A 25,202-nucleotide genomic window follows, 5' to 3' on the forward strand; every position below is an offset into this window, starting at 1 on the left:
CGCTCACCAACGTCAATGTCGAGCTCGACGGCAACACCGCCGAGGGCGTGATGACCTACGCCAATAACGGCCGGCAGACGCTGCAGGCGACGCTCGCAGCCGACGCGCTCGACTTCACCCCCTATATCTCGACTTTCCGCCTGCTCGCGAGCGGCGCGCGCGACTGGAACAGGCAGCTGTTCGATCTCAACGCCTTGTCGACCACCGACCTCGACATGCGCCTGTCGGCGGCCAAGCTGACGGTCGGGACGTCGAAACTCGGCCGCACCGCGATCGGCGCGAATCTCCGCAACGGCACGCTGGCGCTCTCGGTCGGCGAGGCCCAGGTCTATGGCGGCATCGCCAAGGGCTCGTTCGGCATCGCGCGCTCCGACACCGTCGCCGACATCAAGGCGCAATTCCAGTTCACCGACGTCGACCTTCAGGCCTGCGCCTCCGAGCTGTTCGGCATCAACAAGCTGTCCGGGCGCGGCAACATCAACGTCTCGCTCCTCGCGTCCGGCTCGAGCCCGTTCGGCCTCGTGCAGTCGCTCGACGGCAGCGCCACAGTGACCGGGCATGACGGCGCGATCGCGGGCTTCAATGCCGAGCAGCTCCTGAAGCGGCTCGAGCGGCGGCCGCTGTCCGGCGGCGGCAATTTCCGCAACGGCTCTACCCCTTACGACAATCTCACCATCGCGGTGAAGTTCTCCGACGGCGTCGCCACCGCCGAGGACATCCGCGTCGAAGGACCGGCGGCGAAGATCACCATGACCGGTACCGCCTCGGTGCCGACGCGCGAATACGACATGAAGGGCGTGGCCAGCCTCAACAGCGCGTCGGGGTTCGAATTGCCCTTCGTGGTGCAGGGCCCCTGGGACGACCCCCTCGTCTTCCCCGATCCGGAAAGCCTGATCCGCCGTTCGCCGGCCTCTGCGCCCCTGCTCGACATGCTGAAAGACCGCAAGCCGGGCGACGCGGTGCGCTCCGCGATTGAGCGCATCACCGGCACCGGAAAACGTCCCGCACCGGCCGAAGCGCCGACGGCGGAGAACGCCAAGGAAGGCGCGAAGTCCAATTAAGGACGGCGATCAAGCGGCGCCAGCAGATCGGCGCGAATTGATCAGGGCGAATTGATGCGGCGATTGGATCGATGCGCACATTAAGCATCTCCTCTCGCCCGACACCCCACGACCTATGTCTGACAAGAAGCCGCTAGATCGGATAGCGGCCATGCGCTAGTGTTTTATACGACCGGTTAAAAACACCGGCCGTTTGAGGGAGAAAAACGTGAAATCCAAGGTTATTGGCGCAGTATCACTGGCGGTCGCTGCGGCCGGGCTGTTTGCAGCCGCTGCACCCGCATTTGCGCAGCAGAAGACGATTACGGTCTGGTGGGGCAAGGGCTTCTACCGCTCCGAAGACGACGCGCTGCTCGAGACAATCAAGAAGTTCGAAGCCAAGACCGGCATCAAGGTCGAATTGTCGCAGTACGCGATCCAGGACATGATTCCGAAGACGGTCGCCGCACTCGATTCAGGCACCGTGCCCGATGTTGCCTATTCCGACACCTACGACGTGCAGGTCCAGGGCAAGTGGGCCTACGAAGGCAGGCTCGAGGACCTCTCAGACATCATGGAGCCGATCAAGGATCGGTTCGTGCAGAACACGCTGGATGCGTCGATCCTCTATAACGACGTCACCAAGAAGAAGGCCTATTACGGCTTCCCGCTGAAGCAGCAGAGCATGCATGTCGAGATCTGGAACGACATGCTTGAGAAGGCCGGCTTCAAGCTCGCCGACATCCCGACCGACTGGGAAGGCTACTGGACGTTCTGGTGCGACAAGGTGCAACCGGGGATCCGCAAGGCGACCGGCCAGCGCGTCTACGGCGTCGGCCAGCCGATGGGCGTGGAATCCACCGACGCTTTCCAGTCGTTCTACACCTTCATGGATGCCTATCACGTCAAGCTGGTCGACGACGACGGCAAGCTTACGGTCGACGATCCCAAGGTCCGGGAGAACCTGATCAAGGCGATGAAGGACTACACCGACACCTACATCAAGGGCTGCACCCCGCCGTCCTCGACGACCTGGAAGGATCCCGACAACAACGTCGCGTTCCACAACAAGACCATCGTGATGACCCACAACTTCACGATCTCGATCGCGGCGAAGTGGTTCGAGGATTCCCAGAACCAGACGCTCACGCCCGAGCAGCGCGAAGCCGGCAAGAAGGCCTATGGCGAGGACATCATCACCGCGTCCTTCCCGAAGGCTCCGGACGGTTCGACGATCCGCTACCGCTCGGACGTCAAGACCGGGCTGGTCTTCTCCGTGGCCAAGAACAAGGCCGAGGCCAAGCAGTTCATCGCCTTCCTGCTCCAGGAAGAGAACGTCCGCCCCTATATCGAGGGTGCGCTCGGCCGCTGGTTCCCGGTGACGAAGGAAAGCCAAGAGAGCCCGTTCTGGCAGGCTGACCGGCATCGCAAGGCGGTCTACTCGCAGTTCAAGGGCGGCACCGCCGCGTTCGACTTCACCAAGAACTGGAAGTTCACCATCCTGAACAACGAGAACGTCTGGGCCAAGGCGATGAACCGCGTGGTCAGCGAGAAGGTGCCGGTGGACAAGGCGGTCGACGAGCTGATCGCCCGCATCAAGGCGGTCGCGGGCTGATCTCGGACTGCAATAAGGTATATGCTAATACCGGTCGCGGCTCTCCGCGACCGGTTGCTTTCGGTGGGTATGCGATATGGCGATCACACTTTCCGGCTCAGACACAATTCCGGCCCCTCCCCTGTCGGCGCGCCTGACCACGCAGCAGGTCTGGGGCATCTTGCTGCTTGTGCCCTATCTACTCGTCTTCCTGGCCTTCGTCGTCTATCCCGTCGGCTACGGCCTGTGGCTGGCGCGCAGTCCGGCGAACTATGTCGCGCTGTACAACGACCCGATCTTCGCGCGCGCCGCGGTCAACACGCTGATCTTCCTGGTCATCGGCATCAACGTGAAGATGCTGATCGCGCTGTTCCTGTCCGGCTTCTTCGCCCAGCAGCGCCCCTGGATCAAATGGCTGTCGGTGATCTTCATCCTGCCCTGGGCGGTGCCGTCGATCCCGACCATCCTGTCGGTCCGCTTCATGCTCAATCCCGAATGGGGCATGGTCAACCATTTCATCTTCTCTCTCACCGGCGATGACGGGCCGAACTGGCTGAACGATCCGACGGTCGCGCTGACCATGGCGATCGCCGTGCATATCTGGAAGTCGCTGCCGTTCTGGACGCTGATCCTGCTGACCGGGCGGCTCGCGATCCCGCAGGATCTGTACGAGGCGTCCGAGGTCGACGGCGCCAGTCCGTGGCAGAAATTCCGCTTCATCACCTGGCCGTCGATGCAGATGCTCTACGTCACCTGCACGCTGCTCTCGATGATCTGGACGCTCGGCGACTTCAACAGCGTCTATCTGCTCACTGGCGGCGGGCCGGCCGACCTCACGCACGTGCTGTCGACACTCGGCATCCGCTATCTCCGGCTCGACCAGCTCTCGCTTGCGATGGCCTCTATCGTCTGCGCGATACCGCTCGTGCTGCCGCTGATATACTTCATGATGAAACGGTTGTCGCGATGAAGCTTCCCACCCTCCGCGAAGTTGGCACCGAAGCCAAGCTCCTGCTGATCGGCATCCCGGTCTTCATCTGGACCATGATTCCGATCTACCACATGTTCCTGTTCGCGATCTCGCCCAAGGAGGACGCGTTCTCGGGCAAGCTGTGGCCGGATCATCCGACGCTGCACAACTTTCACATCGTGTTCTACCAGGAGCACTATTTCCTGCGAGACTTCTGGATCCAGTTCTGGAACTCGACGGTGATCGCGCTGGCCGCAGGCGCGCTGACCTTGTTCGTCGCGACCGCCGCCGCATTCTCGATCTCGCGGCTTAAGGCGCCGGGCGGCCGCTGGGTGATGAATCTCGCGCTGTTCACCTACTTCATCCCGGCGGCGTTCCTCGCCGTGCCGATGTACCGCACCATGGGCAACTACGGCCTGCTCAACAATCACTGGTCGCTGATCCTGGCGATGGTGACAATCGCTTCGCCTTACGCGATCTGGGTGCTGAAGCAGGCGTCCGACAAGCTGCCGGTCGAGCTCGACGAGGCCGCCGTGATGGACGGCGCGACCACGCTGCAGCTGTTCCGCCTGGTCTATGTGCCGCTGATGATGCCCTCGCTGGTCGCGATCGGCACCTATGCCGTGCTGCTGGCCTGGAACGAATATCTCTACGCGTTCCTGCTCTTGTCCAAGGACACCGATATCACGCTGCCGGTCGCGCTCGGCAACTTCCTCGCCGCCGACGACTCGCCGTGGGAGCTGTTGATGACCACCGGCTTCATCTACGCGCTGCCGCCGGCCGCGGTCTATTACGCCTTCAAGCGCTACATGGTGGGCGGGCTCACGGCCGGTGCGGTGAAGTCCTGAGATCCACGGCGCGCTTTCTTTGGTAGGCAACCAGCAGCGCGATCATCGAGCCGATGAAATAGCCCGCGGTCGCGCCCGAAATCGCGCGGCCGACGACGAGTGCGAGTGCACGGTCGCTCGCATCGACCGCCGAGATCACGCCGACCGCATACTGCAGAGAGAATATGACGAGGTTGCGGATCAGCGCAAAGGCGCCACCCGCGCGGATGATCTCGCCTGTCTTGTGATCGACGTCGAACGGACGCGACGTTAATACGCCGATCGGCAACAACACCAATGCGGCCCCGCCCCAGGCAACCAGCGGCCACGCGCTATCCTGATGTCCGAAGCCAATCCGCGAAATGCCCCAGACGATGAATACGATCGGAACGATCAGCGCACGCCAGATCGGCGTCTTGCGCGGCTGCATCGCCTTGATGCCCTGCCAGACCAGATAGGCGAGCAAGGTCCAGACCCAGAGCGGCGTATGCACCAGGACCTGATAGGCAAACGTCATCATCGCCTCCCGTTATAGCGGCGCCGCGCTCTCGCCCTGCGAGCTCGACAGTTTCGAGGCGAGCGAGGCGATGACGATGACAACAGCAATCAAGGCGATCACCAGCGTGCAGATCGCGTTGATCTCGGGCTTCACTCCGAGCCGCACTTCCGAATAGATCCGGATCGGCAGCGTCGCCGAGCCGGGGCCGGTGGTGAAGCTCGCGATCACGAGATCGTCCAGCGACAGCGTGAAGGCGAGCATCCAGCCCGCGACGATCGCAGGCGCGATCAGCGGCAGCGTTACGGCCACGAACGCGCGCAGGGGGTCGTAGCCGAGATCCATCGCGGCCTCTTCCAAGGAGCGGTCGAGCGAGCCGAGGCGGGACTGCACGACGACGGCGACGAAGCACATCGTCAGCGTGGTATGGGCGATCGTCACCGTCCAGAAGCCGCGCTCCGCGTTTAGCGCCACGAACAGCAGCAGCAGCGACAGTCCGGTGATCACCTCCGGCATCACCAGCGGCGCATAGAGCATGCCGGAGAACAGGGTGCGGCCGCGAAACCGCTCGCCGCGCGACAGCGCCACGGCGGCGAGCGTGCCGATCAGGGTCGCAATGGTTGCCGACGAAACCGCGACGCGCAGGCTCATCCAGGCCGCCTCGATCATGGCGCGGTCATTGAAGAACTCGTGATACCAGCGCAGCGACCAGCCACCCCACACCGTCACCAGCCGCGAGGCATTGAAGGAATAGATCACGAGGATCAGGATCGGCAGATAGAGGAAGGCCAGACCCAGCGAAAGCGAGGCGACGTTGAAGCGGGACAGACGGGAGACCTTGCGCATCGCCTCACCGCCCCTGTTCCAGCTGCCGCTTCTGCAGCCGTTCGTACAGCAGCAGCGGGACCAGCAGCACCACCAACAACACGATGGCCGCGGCGGAGGCGACCGGCCAGTCCTTGTTAGTGAAGAATTCGAGCCACAAGGTCTGGCCGATCATCAGCGCATTGGAGCCGGCCAGGAGATCCGGAATGACGAACTCGCCGACGATGGGGATGAAGCACAGCAGCACGCCGGCGCCGACGCCGGGCAGCGACAGCGGGAAGGTGACGAGCCAGAACACCTGCCAGCGCGGCGCGCCGAGATCGGAGGCGGCCTCCTCCAGCACCGGCTCCATTTTGGCCAGCGTGGCGTAGAGCGGCAGGATCATGAACGGCAGGTAGGAATAGACGATGCCGATATACATCGCGCTGTCGGTGGAGAGCCACACCACGGGCTGACTAACCAGATGCAGCGCCAGCAGTATCTGGTTGAGCAGGCCGTCGTGCTGGAGGATGTTGATCCAGGCATAGATCCGGATCAGGAACGAGGTCCAGAACGGCACGATCACCAGCACCATCGCCACGGCCTGCCAGCGCGCCGGCAGCCGCGCCATGCCGTAGGCGATGGGATAGCCGATCAGGAGCAACAGCGCGGTCGCGGTGACGGCGACGGTGAGGCTACGCACATAGGCGAACACGTAGATATCGTCGGAGACGAGCAGCCTGAAATTGTCGATCGACAGCGCGGCAAAGGCGGCCTTCAGCGCCCCCCATCCCGCCATCAGGTCGAACACCGGCTCGTAAGGCGGCTGCGCGATCGCCGTCTGCGACAGGCTGATCTTCAGCACGAAGCCGAACGGCACCAGGAAGAACAGCACCATCCAGACATAGGGCGCGATCGCGGCAAAGTGAGCCGGTCGCGCAAAAATGCGGCGCCCGCTCATGACGGCAGCACCACGCAGTCGTCGGGCGTGAACCAGGCGACGACAGGCTGGCCCACGCTGTAGGCGTCGACGTCAAGGCGCGCGCTGTTGGCGACCGACGCCTGCACCGTCCCGCCGGCCTCGAGCTTCACCTTGTAAGTGGTGGTGCCGCCGAGATAGCAGATGTCGGCGATCACGCCGTCCAGCTGGTTGATCGCCGTCTCATGACCGGCCTCCCTCGCCGGCCCACGGCGCGACAGCTTGACCTTCTCGGGGCGGATCGCAACCGATAATCTGACCTCACCGAACGGCTCGCGCGGCTCCGCCACCACCAGCGGTCCCGCATCGCGCGTGCCTATGACCAGACGATGACCGTCGCGCAATTTGGACTTGGCGTCGAACAGGTTGATGTCGCCGACAAACTCCGCGATCCAGCGCGAGCGTGGCGCCTCGTAGAGTTCGCGGGGACTCGCGACCTGCGCCAGCCTGCCGTCCCTCATCACGCCGATCCGGCTCGCCATCGTCATCGCCTCTTCCTGGTCGTGGGTGACGATGATGAAGGTCATGCCGAGCCGGCGCTGAAGCTCCATCAGTTCGCCTTGGGTGCTTTCGCGCAGCTTCTTGTCCAGCGCTGCGAGCGGCTCATCGAGCAGAAGGAGCTGCGGGCGTCGCGCCAGTGCACGCGCCAACGCCACGCGCTGGCGCTGTCCCCCGGAGAGCTGGTCGGGCTTGCGCTTCTCGAGTCCGTCGAGCTTCACCAGCGCAACCATCTCCGCCACACGCGTGGCGATGTCTGCGCGCGCCATACCGGCGCGCTTCAGGCCGAAGGCGATGTTGTCGCGCACCGACAGGTGCGGAAACAGCGCGTAGTTCTGGAACATCATGTTGATCGGCCGCTCATGCGGCAGCGCCTGCGCGATGTCCTTGCCGCCGAGCAGAATGCGCCCTTGATCCGGCGCTTCGAAACCGGCGAGCATGCGCAGAAGCGTGGTCTTGCCGCAGCCGCTGGGCCCGAGCAGCGCAAAGAACTCGCCGGCCTTGATGTCGAGCGAGACGCCATCGACGGCCCGGAACGTCCCGAACGTCTTGGCGACGCCCTCGATGCGCAGCAACGGCTCGCCGGCCGCGAGCTGCGTCTCTCCGACCGCAGCCGCAGCCGCGTCTGTTCTGGGCAACTCGTCAGTCATGGTTCCTGCCAACCCCAATCAAGCCGCACGCTAGCGGCCGATCGTCCCTCACTCAACCGGTTAGAGGCCGTTCGTTCACGCATTCGCCATGAACGCAGCCAGCGCATTGCATTCCCCCGCTGACATCGTCAGGCCGAGCTTGGAGCGGCGCCACAGGATGTCCTCGGGAAAACGCGCCCATTCGTGGGTCATGAGATAGCGCACCTCGGCCCCGGTCAGTTCGGGACCGAAGGCGGGGCCGAGATCGTCCCGGGTCTTCGCCTCGGCAAGCACAGCCGATAGCCGCGAGCCATAGGCCGCGACGAGGCGTTGGGCCTGCGCCTCCGAGAGAAAGCGCCAGCGGTCACGCGCAAGATCGACCTCGGTGTCGAAACGATCCCAGGCAAAATCTCCGCCCGGCAGCGCCGCGCCTGCGGTCCAGGGCGGCGACATCGGATAGAACGGCGTCAACTTCGTCACCGCGCGCTCCGCCCGCAGGCGCGAGGTGGTGACGTCACCGCCAAACATCGTGATCAGCGGCGCCTTGCGCCGTCGCGCGTCGAACAGCGTCGTGCCATCACGCCCGCGCGCGGACGCCAGCGTCAGGTTGACGCCGGAGACCGCGCGCACCACGTCGGTCGGGGCAACGCGCTCGCGGAAATAGCGACTGGCCGCTTCGCAGAGATAGCTGACGTCGGCCCCCCGCATCGCGACGATCGCAGGATCGCCGGTGAAATCGTGCGTGACTGTTCCAATCAGTGTGAAATCGCGCGCGATAGGACTCGCGAAGATCAGCCGGCCATCGCTGTTCTGGAAGACGTAGACGTTATCGGAATCGAACAATCGCGGGACGATGATCTGGCTCATCTGCATCGCCGCCACGGCGGGTTGCGGCTGCCGCAGCACGGTCTCGGCGACCATCGACGTCCAGCCGCCGGTGGCGTTGGCCAGTGCCCGGGCCGTGATCGTGCGACGATGGCCGCGGTCGACCACCGCGAGCCGCCATGTGTCGGTTCGATCGGCGCGCACACAGCGCGCTCCAGTCCGAATCACGGCGCCGCGCTCGGCCGCATCCAGTGCCGTGAGCACCACCAGTCGGGAATCGTCGACGACGCAATCCGAATATTCGAAGGCCGTGCCGAATGGTCGTTTCAGCGCGTTGCCGACCGGATGATGCGTGATGTCGAGGGTCGCCGTTGCAGGCAGGCCGCTCCGGCTGGTGAGGCTGTCGTAGAGGAGCAGGCCGACGCGCAGCAGCCATGGTGGGCGCTCGTCGGAATGCGCCGGGATCACGAAGCGCATCGGCCGAACCAGATGCGGCGCGATCCGGAGCCAGATCCGGCGCTCAGCGAGCGCCCGGCGCACCCGGCGGAAGCCGCGCCGTTCCAGAACCGACAGGTCGCCGTGGATCAGCCGCGGCGTTGCCGACGACGCCGCGCCGCCCAGATCGCCCTGCTCCAACAGGATGACCCGCAGGCCGCGGCCGGCGGCATCGCGCGCGAGGCTGACACCGTTCAGGCCGCCGCCGATGATCGCAAAATCGTAATCCGCCATGAAGCCGTCGAATGGGAGCGAAACGCTCGCCATCTCTAGAGCCATTTCCCTTCCGATGAAATCGGAACGGGGCTCTAGATTCTGGTTTGGCGCGTTCTCTTGACGCGAACCCGCATCCGCTGCGCTCGAAAAACGCTCTAGCCGGTCTTGAGCGCAAGCTCCATGACTTCGGCACGACCGACGAGGCCGGCATATTTCCCGATCGGCAGTGGCTTGCCGAGCAGATAGCCCTGCACGCCGTCACAGCCTTCCGCGGCGAGGAAGGCGAGTTGTTCCAGCGTCTCGACGCCTTCGGCGACGATCGACATTTCCAGGCCATGGCCGAGATCGATCACCGCGCGCACGATCGCCGCCGATTGCGGGTTGCGGCCGAGATTGATGATGAAGGCGCGGTCGATCTTGATCTTGTCGAACGGGAACGCCTGGAGATAGCTCAGCGAGGAATAACCGCTGCCGAAATCGTCCATGGAGATGCGCACGCCGAGCGCCTTGAGCCGGCGCAGCAGCGCCAGACCGCGATCGAAGTCCTCGATCAGCACGCCCTCGGTGATCTCGAGCTCGAGCCGACCGGGTGCGAGACCCGTCTCGAGCAGGATGGAATGCACGAGCCCGACCACGTCGCCGTGCATGAACTGCGCCGGCGACAGGTTGACCGCGATCTGAAGCGGCTTCGGCCAGGACGCGGCCTCGCGGCAGGCTTCGCGCAGGATCCACTCGCCCATCTCGACGATCAGGCCGCTTTCCTCCGCGATCGGGATGAATTCGGCCGGGGAGACCTGGCCGCGCACCGGATGCTGCCAGCGCGCCAGCGCCTCGAAGCCGATGATCTCGCTCTCGGCGACGCTGTGGCCCGCTGCTCCCTGCGGCTGGAAGGCGAGCGAGAGCTCGCCGTTCTTGATCGCCATCGAGAGATCCTGGTGCAGCACGCGGCGATCGCGGATCTGCTGGTCCATCTCCGGCTGGAACAGGCTGATCGTGCCGCGCGACTTCTGCTTGGCGCGGAACAGCGCCGCGCCGGCATTGGCGAGCAACGAGGCGGCGTCGGCGCCGTTGTGCGGGAAGATCGACATGCCGGTGGTGACGCCGGCGCGGACCGGGCGGCCGTCGATCTGGAATTCCTTAGCGACGGCATCACCGATCTGCTGCGCCAGCGCGAGACCTGCATCCGGCTGCTTACCGTCGATGATCAGGCCGAACTCGTCGCCGGACAGGCGCGCCACCACGCCGCCGCGCGCGGAGTCCTGGAGCCGCTGGGCCACCTCGACCAGGAGCTTGTCGCCGTGCGCATGACCGAAGACGTCGTTGACCTCCTTGAGACCGTCGAGATCGACGCACAGAACCGCGAACTCCTCGCCGGTGCCCTCGCAGGCCTCGATCATCTGGGTCAACGCCTGCAGGAAAGCGGCACGGTTCGGCAAATCGGTGAGGCCGTCGTGATAGGCCATGTGCGCCATGCGCGACTCGGTCTGCCGGCGATCGGTGACGTCCTCGTGGGTCTTGATCAGATATTGCGGCTCGCCGGTGTCGCTCAGCACGGTGGCGCGGCGGGTGAGGAACAGCCGCAGCCCGTCCTTTGTGGAGATCGGGTGCTCTTCGGTGATCATCCCACGCTTCTTGATCGCGGCTTCGTCGCGCGCGATGATCAGCTTGGCTTCCTTGGGATTGAAGATGTCGGACGCGGTCAGGCCTGTGGCTTCCTCGCGCCTGCGGTTGAGGATCGTCTCGGCGCTGCGGTTGGCGAGCAGGTAGCGGCCGTCCTTGACCTGCTCGACGATCAGGGCCACCGGGATGTTGTCGACCACGAGCTCGAGGAACTTCTTCGTGCTCTCCAGCTCCTTCGACAGCGAGCGGCGATCGGTGATGTCCTCGAACACGAGCATCAGGAATTCGGGCTTGTTGCTCTCGTTGCGGACAACGATCCGGATCGAGGCAACCATGCGTCGCTCACCGGCGCGGTCGACCTCGAATTCGTTGCGAAACTGGCCGTCCGGCGAATCGAGTGCCGTGCGGTCGGTCGCCTCGATGCTGTCCGCCGAGATCGGCGCAAACAGCTCGCGCGCGTTCTTGCCGACGACATGGTCGCGCGAGAAGCCCCAGAACCGCTCATAGGCGCTGTTGGCGAAGATGTAGCGACCATCCTCGATGTTCTTTGCGGCCACGCAGGCCGGCACGTTGTCCAGCACCGTTTCCAGGAACTGCTTGGTGGAGGCGAGCTGCCGCGACAGCCTGCGCTGCTCGCTGACGTCCAGATGCGTCGTCACCGAGCCGCCGTTGGGCAGCACGAAATATTTCACCAGGATGGCCCGCCCGTCCGGCAGTTCGGTGATCAAGCCGTTGGTGCTTGCCGCCTTCTCGTAGAACTCGTCGTTGGAGGCGGCGCCGAGCACCCCGCGCTTGCGTCGCAGCTCAAGGAGTTCGTAGCCGTTCATGTTGGCCCAGAGATCCGACCGCGCCAGGCCGTAAATCTCGATATAGCGGTCGTTGCAGAAGATGACGCGCCGCTGCGCATCCGTCATCACCACGCCCTGGTTGAGATTGTTCATGGCGGAGGAGACGAAGGCATTGCGCCGCAGCTGCAGACGCCTGGTCCGGCGCAGCGAGGAATGGATCCACAGCGCGATCGCGGCGAAGAACGAACAGATCACAATTCCCGCGATCAGGGCTTCCCAGATCACGTTGGGATCAAGCTCGCCGAGATAGCTCGGAGGGGTGAAGCTGTCTGAGAGGGCAAAGGCGCGCGCAGGCGCGACCGCTGCGGCCAGGCACACGACGGCCTGCACCGCAATCGGAAGCGCGCTGCCCGCGTGCCAGTTCTTCTCAGCCATCAGCCACCCGCGATTTCAACGTCGGATTGTCTGGCCTCGCGAGTTTGGATCGGGTAAACGCCTGTACGCGCAACGGAACAATGTGGCATCAAATACGGCAATTGCCCTGACATGATAAATGCTTCCTTAACGGAAAAAGCCCCCGCGTCGCCCTCCCCAGGCGTGGGGCCATCGTCGCTTCGAGCGGACGTCCTGCACGACCATGGATAGGGTGGACTGCGTCGTCATCGGAGCCGGCGTGATCGGGCTCGCGGTGGCTCGAAAGCTGGCGCAAGCCGGGCGCGAGGTGATCGTGCTCGAGCAAGCCGAGGCCATCGGCACCATCACCTCCTCGCGCAACAGCGAGGTGATCCATGCCGGCATCTACTACCGCGCCGGAAGCTGGATGGCGCGCATGTGCGTCGACGGCAAGCACGCGCTCTATCGTTACTGTTCCGAGCGCGGCATCCCGCACAGGAATTGCGGCAAGCTGATCGTCGCGACCAATCCGAAAGAGACCGAGAAGCTGCAATCGATCAAGGCGCATGCCGAGGCCAACGGCGTGCTCGACATGCAGTTGCTCACGGGTGATGCGGCACGTGCGCTGGAGCCGGCGCTCGCCTGTGACGCCGCGCTGCTGTCGCCGTCGACCGGCATCATCGACAGCCACGCCTACATGCTCTCGCTGCGCGGCGAAGCCGAGGACGCGGGCGCGGCCTTCGCGTTTCACACCCCGCTGATCCGTGCCAAGGCGACCGCCGGCGTCATCGAGATCGAGGCGGGCGGCGAAGCGCCGATGACGCTGCAATGCAGCCTCCTCGTCAACGCCGCCGGGCTCTCGGCGACCACCGTGGCGCGCAACATCGAGGGCATGCCGCTGGAACGGATCCCGACGGCCTACCTCGCCAAGGGAAACTACTTCAGCTGCAATGCTAGGGCGCCGTTCTCGCGCCTGATCTATCCGGTGCCCGAGCCCGGTGGCCTAGGGGTGCATCTGACGCTGGACATGGCCGGGCAGGCCCGTTTCGGCCCTGACGTCGAGTGGATCGAGACGATCGACTATGAGGTCGACCCGTCACGCGCCGAGCGCTTCTACCCGGCGATCCGCAAATACTGGCCGACGTTGCCTGACGGTGCTCTCATGCCGAGCTATTCGGGCATCCGCCCGAAGATTGTGCCGCCGGCGGTGGCCACGCAGGATTTCTTGATGCAGGGCCCGCGCGATCACGGCGTCGAAGGCCTGATCAATCTGTTCGGCATCGAGTCGCCCGGATTGACGTCATCGCTCGCGATCGCGGATCACGTCGCCGAGCTCGCAAACATCTAGTGGTTTAAAGCGAATTGGATTCCGGTTGCGCGTAAAGAACTGCGTCCAGACAAGACGCTGGAGCCGCGCAAATCCTTGCACGCTGCGCGCCTTGCAGCAGGGATGAGCGCAAAGGCTCCCATCCCTGCCTGAAAGGGTGCGATCAACTCTACGCTGTTACGGGGTTACTAGTGGAGCGTGTCGCCGTGCCTGAGACGCTCGATCTGGTCCTTGACCATCAACTTCCGGCGCTTCAACTCAACAATTTGCAGGTCGTCTGTTGAAAGGTGCACGAGAGCTTCGTGCAATTCGTTTTCGAGAGTTTTGTGCTTCCGTTCCAATTCAACCAGATGTGCCTGAATTGTCATTCGAAACCTCCTCGGTAGGGGTGAACCTTGGATTCGACCGGACGAGGAAGTGTACATCACCGATTTGTTCTGTCGATGGATATCAGTCGTCGCGCTGTCATTTTTAGAAATTCATATGTAACGAAGCGTGAGTAAGGGAACCACGCGGGAAAAATCCGTGATATCAATGCGCTTGCGCAACGCCGGAGCGACCGCAGAAATATCTCGCGGGAGATCGGCGCGCGACAGCCCGAGATCGCTTGCGATCACGGCGCGCAAGGACGATAGTTTCCACAGGGCATCCACAGCCTTAATCTCACGCCTATCGGTTTTTCGGCCACCGCAGACATGACCAATGAAGATGCGCGCGAACTCGAATCCGAGCTCGCCCGGTTGCACCAGGAACACCGAGATCTCGATGTGGCGATCGATGCACTGCATCAATCGCCCGCCCCCGACCTGTTGCGGTTACAGCGGTTGAAGAAACGCAAGCTGTTGTTGCGTGACCGTATCGCGTTCATCGAAGACCAGATCACGCCCGACATCATCGCCTGATCCACGGGTAGAACTTTACGGCGGCCCCGCCGCACGTAAATCCGCTTGACTCGAAAGGAACAAAATAAGAACATTTGAGCACCCAACACCCCCGGGGAAACCGTCTAAGGAAAATGCAGATGTCGGCAACCGCCCTTCTCGACAACAGCCATTATGAACAAGCCTGCGATCAGGCGATCGCGATGTGCGACGGCAATCTGCGCAGCACCATCAAGGCGCTGATCATGGCCAATGAATATCTGGAGGCCGAGCTGGAAGAATTGCAGGCGGCGGTTTCCGCAGGCTGCATTCCGGAGACCTCGCGCAGCAAGATGCGGAGCAAGAGCAGCGCCGCCTGACTGTCAGCTATCGGAGCCGACCATGTCCGATGTCACCTATTACGTTGCATTACCTTTCCTGACCGACGAGGACGGATCGCCGGTCGCGGGTGCGGCCGAGGAATGCCAGAGCGCGGCGGCCGCGCTACGGCGCGCCGAGATTATGTCGCACGGCGCCGGCCACACCGGCGCGGTCGCGTTCAGCCGCAGCGGCGATCCCATGACCGGCGAATTCGGGGACGCAAAACTGCTCCGCAGCTTCGGCGACGTACCGAAAGACCTCGGCACGCTTTAACTAGCTGCTGACGAGCCTGATGTGCGGCTCGTGCCGCCGGTGCGCCTTGCGCACATACATCGCGGCATCGGCCTCCTCCAGGGCGCGCGTGGCGTCGGATTGCACTCCGAGCAGGGCGACGCCGGCGGAAGCGCCCGCGCTCACGTGCTGGCCGCGAAAGACAAAGGACAATTCGTCGATGGCCTGCTCGAAAGCCGCGGCCTTCGCCTTGGCGTCGGTCTCGCTGAGATTCCAGAGCAGCAGCGCGAACTCGTCGCCGCCGAGCCGGCCGACCACGTCCGAAGCGCGGATCTGCCGCGTCAGCGTGGTGGCAATCGCCTTCAGGACCTCGTCGCCGGCCGCATGGCCGAAGGAATCGTTGATCGGCTTCAACCGATCGACGTCGAGCACGATCAGCGCCCCGCTGGCGCGGTAGCGCTTCATGTAGGCGACGGCGCGGGCGAGCTCGCGTTCGAAGCCGCGCCGGTTCGGAATTTCGAGCAGGAAATCGGTGTCGGCAGCCGCCTCGAGCTCCGCGACCCGCCGCAGCGCCCCCCTGAGCTTGCTCCGGAGCTCGCGGATGGTCGCGTTGATGGCCGGCTCGATGGCCGCTTTGGCCCCGTCATCGGCAGACGCTGCCCGCTGCGACGGCCTGGTCGGACGCCGCGCCGGACCCTTGATCCGACGCTTGGCCGGACGCTTGAGAGCAACTTTGGAGCGGCCGGCACTGGGCTTCGGGCCCTTTTTGGCCTTCGCAGCGCTTGCCCTTTTTGGTTTCTTCATGGGCATCCTGCTCAATGAAGGCTTGCGGGGATTCACCAAGACAGGATAGTTCATTCCCTTCTCCTTGCCACCGCCTTGCGAGCCACCGGCCGGAACCTTTAGTCTGGCCTATCTTTCTGTTTTTCGAGAACAATTCACGTCATGACCGCGCCGATCGCCATCATCATGGGAAGCCAGTCGGACTGGGACACGATGCGGCATGCCGCCGACACGCTCGCAGGGCTCGGCGTTGCCGCCGACACCCGCATCGTTTCGGCCCACCGCACCCCCGACCGGCTGTTTACGTTCGCCAAAGGCGCCAAGACGGCTGGTTACAAGGTCATCATCGCCGGCGCGGGTGGCGCAGCCCACCTGCCCGGCATGGCGGCGGCTCTGACGGAATTGCCCGTGTTCGGCGTCCCCATCGAATCCAGGACGCTCAAGGGCATCGATTCGCTCTATTCGATCGTCCAGATGCCCGCAGGCATCCCGGTCGGCACCCTCGCCATCGGCAAGGCGGGCGCCATCAATGCGGCGTTGCTGGCGGCGGCCGTGCTGGCCTTGTCCGACCCGGCCTTGTCCGATCGCCTCGCCGCCTGGCGCAAGGCGCAGACCGAGGCCGTGGCCGAGCGCCCGGAGGACAAGGCGTGACTGACGCAAAGCAGGTGAAGCTGAAGCCCGGCGACACCATTGGCATCCTCGGCGGCGGACAATTGGGGCGGATGCTGGCCATGGCGGCGGCCCGGCTTGGCCTGCGCTGCCAGGTGTTCTCGCCCGATCCGGACTCACCGGCCTTCGACGTCGTCCTGAATGCGACCTGCGCCGAATATGCCGATGTCGAAGCACTCGAGCTGTTCGCCAACGACGTCGACGTCATCACCTACGAATTTGAGAACGTGCCGTCCGCGGCCGCGATGGTGCTGGATGCGCGCCGCCCGGTGCTGCCCAACCGCAAGATCCTCGAGACCACCCAGGACCGGCTCGCCGAGAAGGATTTCGTGACGCGGCTGGGCATCGGCACCGCAGCCTACGCCGACGTCACCTCGGTCCCGTCATTGCGCGAGGCGATCGCCAGGATCGGCCTTCCGGCGGTGCTGAAGACCCGTCGCTTCGGCTATGACGGCAAGGGCCAGGCCATCATCCGCGAGGGCGACGACGTCGCGAAAGTGTGGACCAGTCTCGCCACCAAATCGGCCATCCTGGAAGCCTTCGTGCCGTACGAGCGTGAGATTTCCGTGATCGCCGCCCGCTCGGCCACGGGCCAGGTCGAGTGTTTCGACGTCACCGAAAACGAGCACCGCGACCACATCCTGAAGATCTCCCGTGCGCCCGCCCGGATCCCGGACGTGCTCGCCGAGGAAGCGCGCAGTATCGCCGGCAAGATCGCGGGCGCGCTCGATTATGTCGGCGTGCTTGCCGTCGAGATGTTCGTGCTCGCCAACGGCACCGGACCCAAGGTGCTGGTCAACGAGATCGCTCCGCGCGTGCACAATTCCGGACATTGGACGCTCGACGGTGCGTCCGTCTCGCAGTTCGAGCAGCACATCCGCGCCATTGCCGGCTGGCCCCTCGGCAAGCCCGTGCGCCACGGCGAAGTCGTCACCATGACCAATCTGATCGGCGACGAGATCAACGAATATGACAAGTGGCTGAGCGTCGCGGGCGCAACGGTGCACATCTACGGCAAGGGCGCGCCGCGTCCGGGCCGCAAGATGGGACATGTCACCGAAGTGCGACCCACGACCGGCAAATAACGGGACCGCGGCGCATGCCGCGATCCCGCTTTGCAGTTATGCCGTCTTCGCGCCCGCGACGACGCCAGTGGGCTCTTCGCTGAGCCAACGATAGATCACCCCGCCCAGCGCGCCGCCGATCAGTGGCGCAACCCAGAACAACCAGAGCTGCGACAGCGCCCAGCCGCCGACGAACAGCGCGGGCCCCGTGCTACGCGCCGGGTTCACGGAGGTGTTGGTGACGGGGATGCTGACGAGATGGATCATCACCAGCGCGAGCCCGATCGCCAGCGGCGCAAAGCCGGCGGGCGCGCGGCCGTGAGTCGCGCCCATGATGATGAACAGGAACATCATGGTCATGACCACCTCGGTGAGGAAGCACACGATCATGCTGTACTGGCCGGGAGAATGGGCATCGTACCCGTTGGACGCGAACCCCTTGCTGACGTCGAAGCCGGGAGCTCCGCTTGCGATGACGTAGAGCAGCCACGCGGCCACGATCGCGCCGGCGACCTGCGCAATCACATAAGGCAGGATCTGTCCGGCCGGAAAACGTCCGCCGGCGGCAAGACCGACAGTGACGGCCGGATTGAGATGACAGCCTGAGATGTGGCCGATCGCATAGGCCATGGTGACCACGCTCAGTCCGAACGCGAGGGAGACACCGACCAGACCGATGCCAACCTGCGGAAAGCCGGCTGCGATCACCGCACTTCCGCAACCTGCGAATGTGAGCCAAAAGGTACCGATAGCTTCGGCCGCGTATTTCTTCATATCCATGTGTCGTCCCCTGCTTTCAAAGATTCCGGAACAAAGCTCCGGAAACGGCCCCACCCTTGGCGTCAAATCTCCCAAATCAGGGCCGCACAGAGGTATTTTGCCTCATTTAATGGCTGAACTTGGCCCGAAAACCCGCTTGGCCGGTGGACATCCCAAGTTTTGTCTGATACATCCGCGCCCTCAAGGTTAAGGGCTTGTGCGTTTCGCCATCCCCTTTGACTTACCAGAATTCAAATCCGATCCACTGAAGAGGATGCCGCGTGCAGGTTCTCGTTCGCGATAACAATGTCGATCAAGCCCTCAAGGCGCTGAAGAAGAAGATGCAGCGCGAGGGTATTTTCCGCGAGATGAAGCTCCGCGGTCACTACGAAAAGCCCTCCGAGAAGAAGGCCCGTGAAAAGGCCGAAGCCGTGCGTCGCGCACGCAAGCTGGCCCGCAAGAAGCTGCAGCGCGAAGGCCTGCTGCCGATGAAGCCGAAGCCGGTGTTCGGTGCTGGCCCCGGCGGTGATCGTGGCGGTCGCGGCGGCCCGGGTGCAGGCGCAGGTGCAAGTGCTGGTCCGCGCGGACCGCGCTGATTTACCCGACTTGAGAGATTTCAGTTTTCGATGACGCGGGCCCCTGGCCCGCGTTATTGTTTTGTGAGCGGTGCCTTGCTGGGATGGGGCACTACCGATGCGGCACTAGCGCGAGCGAACCGTAGATGGCCTCCCCTCTCCCCAAGCGCGGCTTGGCGCGGCTACGGCAGATCTTGCAGCAGCCGTTTGCGCTGGCCTTGATGGGGATTTCGCTATGCGGCTGCTCCTTCGACCTGGGGTCGCTGACGCCGGAGAAGGAGAAGCCGCAGGAGGCACCCAAGGCGGCCACGACCGCTGAGAACGTGGTCAGCGCCGGCAATGTCAGCGAAGCCCAAGCCCATACGGCAAAGGCCCAGGCTCTGGCAAAGTCCGGCGAGACGGCGGCCGCGCTCGATGAATTCAATCACGCGGTCGGACTCGATCCGTACAACGCGCAGGCGCTCTATGGCCGCGCCCTGATCTACCAGGGCAAGAACCAGCACGACTTCGCCATCGCCGATTTCAGTGCCGCGAGCGGCCTTAACCCGCAGAAGGTCGAGCCGCTGCTCGGCCGCGCCACCAGTTATCTCGCCGTCGGCAAGGTCAAGGAGGCCGCGGCCGATCTGGATGAGGCTTCCGAGGCCGATCCCCACAATGCCCAAGTCTGGACCATACGCGGGCAAGCCTATGAACGGCTGGGCGACAGGACCAAGGCGGCGGCGTCCTACACCAAGGCGGTCTCGCTTCGCCCACGCGACGACGCCGCCCGCAGCGGCCTCGCCCGCGTCGGCGGCTGACGAGTCTGGCGCAGCGCGGGCGCCGTCTTAATCCGGGGTGACGCTCTTCGGCAGAACGGAGTGGAACATGGACTTAACGCCCGACAGCATGTCGTCGGCGACATTGGTCTTCGGCCGCGGCATCGACGCGCCGGCATCGGCGCGCAGATCGAGCGGGGGCGCAATCATCGGGACCGGAATATCAGCCGGCGGCGTCAGCCGATTCGGGTTCTCGTTGCCGACCGACGCCGTGTAGGGCGGGCTCGGCTGCGACGAGCCGCCATTGCCATAGGCCTCGGCTGCGGGTGTCGAGACCGTGATCGGCGGCGGCAACGGACGCACCGATGACGTATCCACGGGAATGATACGCGGGGCCTCCGGAGTGCGGGCGGCTTCACGCACCGCAGGCTCCTGAGTCTTCTCGGGCGCCTTGGTCTCGGAAGACTTATTGTCGGAAGCCTTTGTGTCGGCAGCCTTTGTGTCGGAAGCTTTGGCCTCAGCCGCTTTGCTCTCAGGCGACTTGCGCAGGCGCTCGATCGCGGCGCGCACGAGATCGTTGGCGTCGGGGGTTGCGGCCGGCGCGGCAGCAGCGGGCGCCGAATTGGCCTCCACCACCGGGGCGGCGGGAGCGGCTGCACTGACGGCCGGCGTGGACTTGGCGACTGCCTTCTCGCGACCGGACGGCTTGCCGCGCGGGGCGGCCTCGGCCGGTGCCACGTCCGCCGTCGAGGTCTTCGACTCCGCGCCCGGATGATCGGCAGCCTTCTCGGCCGCCGGCTTGTCCGTCACGTTCTTCTCGGAGATGCCCTTGGCCTTGACGCCGGGCGCGGGGAGGTTGGCCACATCGGCGGGCTTGCCGTTCTTGCCGGCCTCGGCGGGCGCCGTCACGGCCGCGGGCGCATCCGCCGCCGGCTTGGCGTTGATGTAATGATTAACGATATACGCCCCGATGATCGTTGCGAGCACCGAGGGGAAGATGTCCATCGAGATTTTAGCGATGTATTTCAGCATTCCGGCCACTCCCCGCGCGATCTGATGCGGGAACTTTGAGGCATAGTGAGGGATCAACTGCGACGGATCAATGGCAAAGGGGTACGCCGGACTTACGACTTCAGCTCAACCTCAAGGAACACGATCTCGGTTGCGGTTTCGTTAAGCACGTCGTGCTGGACGCCGGCCTTGCGAAAATAGGATTTCCCGGCCGCAAGCTGTGCTTTGGACCGCTCGCCATCGGGCGCCACGATGGTCATTTCCCCTCCGACCACGGGAACAATGACGTAGTCCATGCCATGGGTGTGATGCCCGGTGGCGCTGTTTGGCGCGAGCCGCCACTCGGTCACCCGAACCTGCTCATTGTCGACCTGAACCTCGGACTCGGCGGCAAGCATCGGAACTCTCCTGGGGCATATCCGGAAAACCGGTTCAGGGCACGAAAACCACGAACACGTAGACGGCAAATACCACCTTATGGACCAGCCCGAACAGGACATTGGTCCTGCCCGTACCGAAGGTCAGCATGCTCAGGAAGAAGGTCAGGAGCAAAGGCAGGCGGCGCGCCGATCCTGGCCGCGACGGCATCGACCACCAGCGAGAATTTCTTGGACAGCAACACGACCGCCAGCAGCGCAATCAGCAGCAGCACGACGCTGAGCACCAAGGCCCGGCCCGACAGATGCGCCTCGCACGGCCAGCGCCGGAAAGATCCAGGCCGATCGAGGCGTCGGATTGTGCGCGCTCATCCATCGGCTCCAATTGTCTCAGCCGAGCAGTAGCAATCGCGCGGCAGATTCAATGCCAGCGCAGGATCGGAGCGAACGGCAGCAGCGTCAGCAGCACGAACAGCGGGATCAGCACCGCGCTGGCGCGCAGGAAATAACCGAAGAAGCTCGGCATCTCGATGCCGTTCTCGCTGGCGATGCTGCTCACCATGAAATTCGGCGCATTGCCGATATAGGTAAGCGCGCCCATGTAGACTGCGCCCATGGAGATGGAGGCGAGCGTGCCCGAGAGTTCGTGCATCAGCATCTGCGGGTCGCCGCCGGCGAGCTCGAAGAACAACAGATAGGTCGGCGCATTGTCGAGGAACGCCGACATCAGACCGGTGAACCAGAAATAGGCAACCTCGCGCGGCGTGCCGTCCGGAGCGGTCACGGCCGACAACAGCCAGGCGAACGCGCCGTGATGGCCGGCATCGAGCATGGCGATGACCGGGATGATCGCGATGAAAATGCCGGCGAACAGCTTTGCGACTTCGCGGATCGGCTCCCAGGTGAAGCCGTTGGCCTGCCGGTGCTCGTCCGGCGTCAACCACACCGACAGGCCCGCTATGGCCAGCAGCGCCGCGTTGCGGGCGATATCTTCCAGCTCCAGCCTGGTTCCGAGAATGTCGAAAGCGATGCCGGGCTTCCACATCGCCGAGGCCAGCAGGCTCGCGACGATGGCTGCAATCAGCACCAGGTTGACGAGGCCGCGGATGCGGACCGGCTTCGCGGCGCCGGCGGCGCCGAGCAAGGGTTCGCTGCGGAAGCGCCAGACGTCGATGACGACGAAGATCGCGAGCAGCAGTCCGGCAACGATCGCCGTCTGCAGCCAGATGGTCCGCGTGGTCCAGAAGAAGTCGACACCATGCAGGAAGCCGACGAACAGCGGGGGATCGCCGAGCGGGCTCAGCGCGCCACCGACATTGGCGACCAGGATGATGAAGAAGATGACGACATGGGCGTTGTAGCGCCGCGGTCGGTTGGCGCGGATCAGAGGGCGGATCAGGATCATGGCCGCCCCCGTGGTGCCGACGACACTCGCCATCACCGTACCGAGCGCGAGGATGCCGGCATTTGATGCCGACGTCGCCTTGATGTCGCCCGTCACGAGAATGCCGCCAGCCACGACATAGAGCGAGAACAGCAGCACGATGAAGCCGAGATATTCGGCGAGCATGGCGTGAACGAGCGCCGCCAACGTCGCCATGCTCCCGGCCAGGATGACGAGCGAGGCGAGTGCCAGCAGCGACCAGGCCGCGGCGATCTTGCCGTAATGATGGTGCCAGACTTTTGCAAACAGCAGCGGCCCGAGAGCGATCGACAGCAGGAGGCCGGCAAAGGGCAGCGCATACGGCCAGCGCATCGCCGCGCCGTCGAGCCCGGTCGCCGCCCATGCGTGCTGTGGCAACAACACGACGAGGATCGCGGCGATGAACCCGCTCGCGCGCCGAACGACAAGCCGTCTAGAAAGCAATGAAGTGCCTCGCCGTTTCAATCGCACCGAACGCATCGAGATTGTCGTGTCCACCGCCCGCAAAGCGAACGAACTCCTTCGGTTCGTGCGCAAGCGCGAACAGACGCTCTCCGAACACGATGGAAATGGCAAGGTCATCGGTGCCATGCATCACCAATAGCGGCACAGTGACGCGCGGGATGCGCTCGTCGGAATGAAATGGATCTCGCATCAGCAGGCGGACCGGAACGTACCAGAACGATGAAGCTGCAATATCGGCCGTCGATGTATAGGGCGCTTCCAGGATGAGTTTTCCAACACGATGCTCCGAGGCGATCGCGACCGCCACGCCGGTCCCGAGCGAAAAGCCCCACGCGACGATTCGCTCCGCCGCGTAGCGCGCGGTGGTGAAGGCGTAGGCGGCCGCGGCATCGCGCAGCAGGCCCGCCTCGCTCGGCGCCCCGCTCGAGCCGGCATAGCCGCGATAGGACAGCGCGACCAGGCCGGTGCCGTCCGCCGTCATGGCCTTGAGGCGGCTGACGCGACCAGCGAGATAATCGCCATTGCCCGGAAAATACAGGATCACGGGGCGGCCTGGCTTCGCCGGCACGTGCCAGACGATGACATTCTCGCCATCGGAGGTAGTCAGGACGTGCTCTTCGGCCTCGGGGAAGCCTGCGGCGTCCGGCGTGGTGCGACCGACGGGCGGGATCGGAAACAGCATCTCGCGCTGCCTGACATACAGCACGAGGAGACCGGCGCAATAGACGGTCACGAGCAGGATGGCGATCCATTTGACGATGGTCATGATGACGCGACCCGGCCCCTGTTCAGGGTTTGCACCGGCTCGGCAGCAATTTCATGACATCGCCCGAGGCGGGCCGGAACGTCACGGCAGCCGCACGCCGCCTGGTGAGCGGTGTGCCACGCGACGCGCTGCTCGCGCGTCGCATTGGCAATGGCCCGCTTGCCTCCGCGCTACATCGCCTTGACGATGTTCTCGGTGACCTTCTTGGCGTCGCCGAGCAGCATCATGGTGTTGTCGCGATAGAACAGCGGATTGTCGATGCCGGCATAGCCGGAAGCGAGCGAGCGCTTGATGAACATCACGGTGCCGGCCTTCCAGACCTGGAGCACCGGCATGCCGTAGATCGGCGAGGTCTTGTCCTCTTCGGCCGCCGGATTGGTGACGTCGTTGGCGCCGATCACGAAGGCGATATCGGCCTGCGCGAATTCGGAGTTGATGTCCTCGAGCTCGAACACCTCGTCATAGGGCACGTTGGCCTCGGCCAGCAGCACGTTCATGTGGCCGGGCATGCGGCCGGCGACCGGGTGAATGGCGTATTTCACCTCGACGCCTTCTTTCTTCAGGATGTCGCCCATTTCACGCAGCGCATGCTGAGCCTGTGCCACCGCCATGCCATAGCCGGGCACGATGATGACCTTCTGCGCGTTCTTCATGATGAAGGCTGCGTCGTCGGCCGAGCCGAGCTTGGCCGGCTTCTGCTCGCCGCCGCCACCGCCGGCCGCCGCGGTCTCGCCGCCGAAGCCGCCGAGAATGACCGAGATGAAGGAGCGGTTCATCGCGTGGCACATGATGTAGGACAGGATCGCGCCGCTTGATCCCACCAGCGCGCCGGTGATGATCAGCGCGGAATTGCCGAGGGTGAAGCCGATGCCGGCCGCGGCCCAGCCCGAGTACGAGTTAAGCATCGAAATCACGACCGGCATGTCGGCGCCGCCGATCGGGATGATCATGAGGACGCCGAGCGCCAGCGCGATGATGACGATCAGCCAGAAGTCGAGCGCGCTGCCCGTCATGACCAGCCCGACGATGAAGACGACGAGCGCGATCGCGAGCGCAATGTTGATGATGTGGCGGAACGGCAGGATGATCGGCGCACCGCTCATGCGCGCGGACAGCTTCAGGAACGCGATCACCGAGCCGGTGAAGGTCAGCGCGCCGATGGCGACGCCGAGCGACATCTCGACCAGGCTCTGCGGATGGATGTTGCCGGGGCTGCCGATGTCGAAGGCCTCCGGCGCGTAGAACGCACCGGCCGCGACCAGCACCGCGGCCATGCCGACCAGCGAATGGAACGCGGCGACCAGTTCCGGCATTGAGGTCATCGGCACCCGGCGGGCAATCACTGCGCCGACGCTGCCGCCGATCGCGATGCCAAGGATCACGAGGATCCAGGCGAGGCCGTCCGCCGGCGGATGGCTGGCCAGCGTGGTGGCGACCGCGATCGCCATGCCGATCATGCCGAAGAAATTACCCTGCCGCGATGTGGCGGGGCTGGACAGCCCGCGCAGCGACAGGATGAACAGCACACCTGCCACGAGATACAGAACTGCAGCCAGATTGGCGTTCATCTCAGGTCCCCTTT

27 protein-coding genes and 1 pseudogene are annotated in these 25,202 nt (G+C 64.3%); 12 read left to right on the top strand and 16 right to left on the bottom strand.

Annotated features, from left to right (window positions below):
- From IVB32_RS19180 to IVB32_RS19195, 4 genes are all read left to right on the top strand, one after another.
- Positions 1–1,061: AsmA-like C-terminal region-containing protein (locus tag IVB32_RS19180; RefSeq protein ID WP_247410937.1), on the top strand; the 1,061-nt coding region annotated here is incomplete at its 5' end.
- 208 nt (positions 1,062–1,269) lie between these two features.
- Positions 1,270–2,655, top strand: coding sequence for an ABC transporter substrate-binding protein (locus IVB32_RS19185; RefSeq protein WP_018453835.1), 1,386 nt, complete (start codon positions 1,270–1,272; stop codon positions 2,653–2,655).
- Positions 2,656–2,731: 76 nt separating this feature from the next.
- Positions 2,732–3,604: a sugar ABC transporter permease gene (locus IVB32_RS19190; RefSeq protein WP_018453834.1), complete on the top strand. Its 873-nt coding sequence runs from the start codon at positions 2,732–2,734 to the stop codon at positions 3,602–3,604.
- The gene (locus IVB32_RS19195; protein WP_018453833.1) at positions 3,601–4,452 is read left to right on the top strand and encodes a carbohydrate ABC transporter permease; all 852 of its coding nucleotides are present in this window, start codon (positions 3,601–3,603) and stop codon (positions 4,450–4,452) included. The genes IVB32_RS19190 and IVB32_RS19195 overlap by 4 nt, the downstream gene beginning before the upstream one ends.
- Here the strand turns inward: IVB32_RS19195 and IVB32_RS19200 are convergent.
- From IVB32_RS19200 to IVB32_RS19225, 6 genes are all read right to left on the bottom strand, one after another.
- A complete protein-coding gene (locus tag IVB32_RS19200; protein ID WP_018453832.1) occupies positions 4,427–4,948 on the bottom strand; it encodes a DUF6622 family protein in 522 nt (173 codons plus the stop codon). The genes IVB32_RS19195 and IVB32_RS19200 overlap by 26 nt on opposite strands.
- 12 nt (positions 4,949–4,960) lie before the next feature.
- Positions 4,961–5,773 (bottom strand): ABC transporter permease subunit, encoded by an 813-nt coding sequence (locus IVB32_RS19205; protein WP_018453831.1) that lies wholly within the window; start codon positions 5,771–5,773, stop codon positions 4,961–4,963.
- Positions 5,774–5,777: 4 nt separating this feature from the next.
- On the bottom strand, positions 5,778–6,692 hold the full coding sequence (locus IVB32_RS19210) for an ABC transporter permease (protein WP_018453830.1): 915 nt from the start codon (positions 6,690–6,692) through the stop codon (positions 5,778–5,780).
- A complete protein-coding gene (locus IVB32_RS19215; protein ID WP_026232604.1) occupies positions 6,689–7,858 on the bottom strand; it encodes an ABC transporter ATP-binding protein in 1,170 nt (389 codons plus the stop codon). Before IVB32_RS19215 ends, IVB32_RS19210 begins: the two co-directional genes overlap by 4 nt.
- A gap of 75 nt (positions 7,859–7,933) precedes the next feature.
- A complete protein-coding gene (locus tag IVB32_RS19220; protein ID WP_026232603.1) occupies positions 7,934–9,391 on the bottom strand; it encodes a glycerol-3-phosphate dehydrogenase in 1,458 nt (485 codons plus the stop codon).
- A 137-nt stretch (positions 9,392–9,528) separates the two neighbouring features.
- On the bottom strand, positions 9,529–12,216 hold the full coding sequence (locus IVB32_RS19225) for an EAL domain-containing protein (protein WP_018453827.1): 2,688 nt from the start codon (positions 12,214–12,216) through the stop codon (positions 9,529–9,531).
- Positions 12,217–12,418: 202 nt separating this feature from the next.
- Between IVB32_RS19225 and IVB32_RS19230 the strand changes: the two genes are divergently transcribed.
- Positions 12,419–13,522: an NAD(P)/FAD-dependent oxidoreductase gene (locus IVB32_RS19230; protein WP_018453826.1), complete on the top strand. Its 1,104-nt coding sequence runs from the start codon at positions 12,419–12,421 to the stop codon at positions 13,520–13,522.
- A gap of 167 nt (positions 13,523–13,689) precedes the next feature.
- Here the strand turns inward: IVB32_RS19230 and IVB32_RS19235 are convergent, their stop codons facing one another.
- Positions 13,690–13,869, bottom strand: coding sequence for a DUF465 domain-containing protein (locus IVB32_RS19235; protein ID WP_007596254.1), 180 nt, complete (start codon positions 13,867–13,869; stop codon positions 13,690–13,692).
- Between the two features lie 111 nt (positions 13,870–13,980).
- Complete coding sequence (locus IVB32_RS19240; RefSeq protein ID WP_240543946.1) at positions 13,981–14,127, bottom strand: hypothetical protein; 147 nt, start codon at positions 14,125–14,127, stop codon at positions 13,981–13,983.
- 69 nt (positions 14,128–14,196) lie between these two features.
- On the opposite strand from IVB32_RS19240, the gene IVB32_RS19245 reads away from it, so the two are divergent.
- From IVB32_RS19245 to IVB32_RS19255, 3 genes are all read left to right on the top strand, one after another.
- The gene (locus IVB32_RS19245; RefSeq protein WP_007596255.1) at positions 14,197–14,403 is read left to right on the top strand and encodes a DUF465 domain-containing protein; all 207 of its coding nucleotides are present in this window, start codon (positions 14,197–14,199) and stop codon (positions 14,401–14,403) included.
- 119 nt (positions 14,404–14,522) lie between these two features.
- On the top strand, positions 14,523–14,741 hold the full coding sequence (locus tag IVB32_RS19250) for a hypothetical protein (protein ID WP_007614210.1): 219 nt from the start codon (positions 14,523–14,525) through the stop codon (positions 14,739–14,741).
- 22 nt (positions 14,742–14,763) lie between these two features.
- The gene (locus IVB32_RS19255; protein ID WP_007614211.1) at positions 14,764–15,015 is read left to right on the top strand and encodes a hypothetical protein; all 252 of its coding nucleotides are present in this window, start codon (positions 14,764–14,766) and stop codon (positions 15,013–15,015) included.
- Here IVB32_RS19255 and IVB32_RS19260 read toward each other — a convergent pair whose 3' ends face one another.
- Positions 15,016–15,777, bottom strand: coding sequence for a GGDEF domain-containing protein (locus tag IVB32_RS19260; protein ID WP_018453822.1), 762 nt, complete (start codon positions 15,775–15,777; stop codon positions 15,016–15,018). It lies immediately after the preceding gene.
- A 141-nt stretch (positions 15,778–15,918) separates the two neighbouring features.
- Here IVB32_RS19260 and purE point away from each other — a divergent pair, with 141 nt between their 5' ends.
- Both purE and IVB32_RS19270 read left to right on the top strand, forming a co-directional pair.
- Entirely contained in the window at positions 15,919–16,407 is a 489-nt protein-coding gene (gene purE, locus IVB32_RS19265) for a 5-(carboxyamino)imidazole ribonucleotide mutase (protein WP_007614214.1), read from the top strand.
- Positions 16,404–17,510 carry a 5-(carboxyamino)imidazole ribonucleotide synthase gene (locus IVB32_RS19270; protein WP_018453821.1) on the top strand — a complete coding sequence of 369 codons (1,107 nt, stop codon included), beginning with the start codon at positions 16,404–16,406 and terminating at the stop codon, positions 17,508–17,510. Before purE ends, IVB32_RS19270 begins: the two co-directional genes overlap by 4 nt.
- A gap of 36 nt (positions 17,511–17,546) precedes the next feature.
- Here IVB32_RS19270 and aqpZ read toward each other — a convergent pair whose 3' ends face one another.
- Positions 17,547–18,269: an aquaporin Z gene (aqpZ, locus tag IVB32_RS19275; RefSeq protein ID WP_018453820.1), complete on the bottom strand. Its 723-nt coding sequence runs from the start codon at positions 18,267–18,269 to the stop codon at positions 17,547–17,549.
- Positions 18,270–18,529: 260 nt separating this feature from the next.
- Between aqpZ and rpsU the strand changes: the two genes are divergently transcribed.
- Together rpsU and IVB32_RS19285 are read left to right on the top strand one after the other, a co-directional pair.
- Positions 18,530–18,844 carry a 30S ribosomal protein S21 gene (gene rpsU / locus IVB32_RS19280; protein WP_007614218.1) on the top strand — a complete coding sequence of 105 codons (315 nt, stop codon included), beginning with the start codon at positions 18,530–18,532 and terminating at the stop codon, positions 18,842–18,844.
- Positions 18,845–18,969: 125 nt separating this feature from the next.
- On the top strand, positions 18,970–19,620 hold the full coding sequence (locus IVB32_RS19285) for a tetratricopeptide repeat protein (RefSeq protein ID WP_026232602.1): 651 nt from the start codon (positions 18,970–18,972) through the stop codon (positions 19,618–19,620).
- Between the two features lie 27 nt (positions 19,621–19,647).
- Here the strand turns inward: IVB32_RS19285 and IVB32_RS19290 are convergent, their stop codons facing one another.
- The 6 genes and pseudogenes from IVB32_RS19290 to IVB32_RS19315 all read right to left on the bottom strand — a co-directional run bounded on the left by IVB32_RS19290 (position 19,648) and on the right by IVB32_RS19315 (position 25,188).
- A complete protein-coding gene (locus IVB32_RS19290; protein ID WP_018453818.1) occupies positions 19,648–20,610 on the bottom strand; it encodes a hypothetical protein in 963 nt (320 codons plus the stop codon).
- A 92-nt stretch (positions 20,611–20,702) separates the two neighbouring features.
- Entirely contained in the window at positions 20,703–20,987 is a 285-nt protein-coding gene (locus IVB32_RS19295) for a cupin domain-containing protein (protein WP_018453817.1), read from the bottom strand.
- Positions 20,988–21,021: 34 nt separating this feature from the next.
- A pseudogene (locus tag IVB32_RS19300) lies at positions 21,022–21,277 on the bottom strand (ionic transporter y4hA); the annotation flags it as partial.
- Positions 21,278–21,387: 110 nt separating this feature from the next.
- Positions 21,388–22,869: a sodium:proton antiporter gene (locus tag IVB32_RS19305; protein ID WP_026232601.1), complete on the bottom strand. Its 1,482-nt coding sequence runs from the start codon at positions 22,867–22,869 to the stop codon at positions 21,388–21,390.
- Positions 22,823–23,620 carry an alpha/beta hydrolase gene (locus IVB32_RS19310; protein ID WP_018453814.1) on the bottom strand — a complete coding sequence of 266 codons (798 nt, stop codon included), beginning with the start codon at positions 23,618–23,620 and terminating at the stop codon, positions 22,823–22,825. The genes IVB32_RS19305 and IVB32_RS19310 overlap by 47 nt, the downstream gene beginning before the upstream one ends.
- 170 nt (positions 23,621–23,790) lie before the next feature.
- On the bottom strand, positions 23,791–25,188 hold the full coding sequence (locus tag IVB32_RS19315; RefSeq protein ID WP_018453813.1) for an NAD(P)(+) transhydrogenase (Re/Si-specific) subunit beta: 1,398 nt from the start codon (positions 25,186–25,188) through the stop codon (positions 23,791–23,793).
- Positions 25,189–25,202 lie beyond the last annotated feature (14 nt).

It is taken from the genome of Bradyrhizobium sp. 23, assembly GCF_023073295.1.
Classification (GTDB): domain Bacteria; phylum Pseudomonadota; class Alphaproteobacteria; order Rhizobiales; family Xanthobacteraceae; genus Bradyrhizobium; species Bradyrhizobium canariense_D.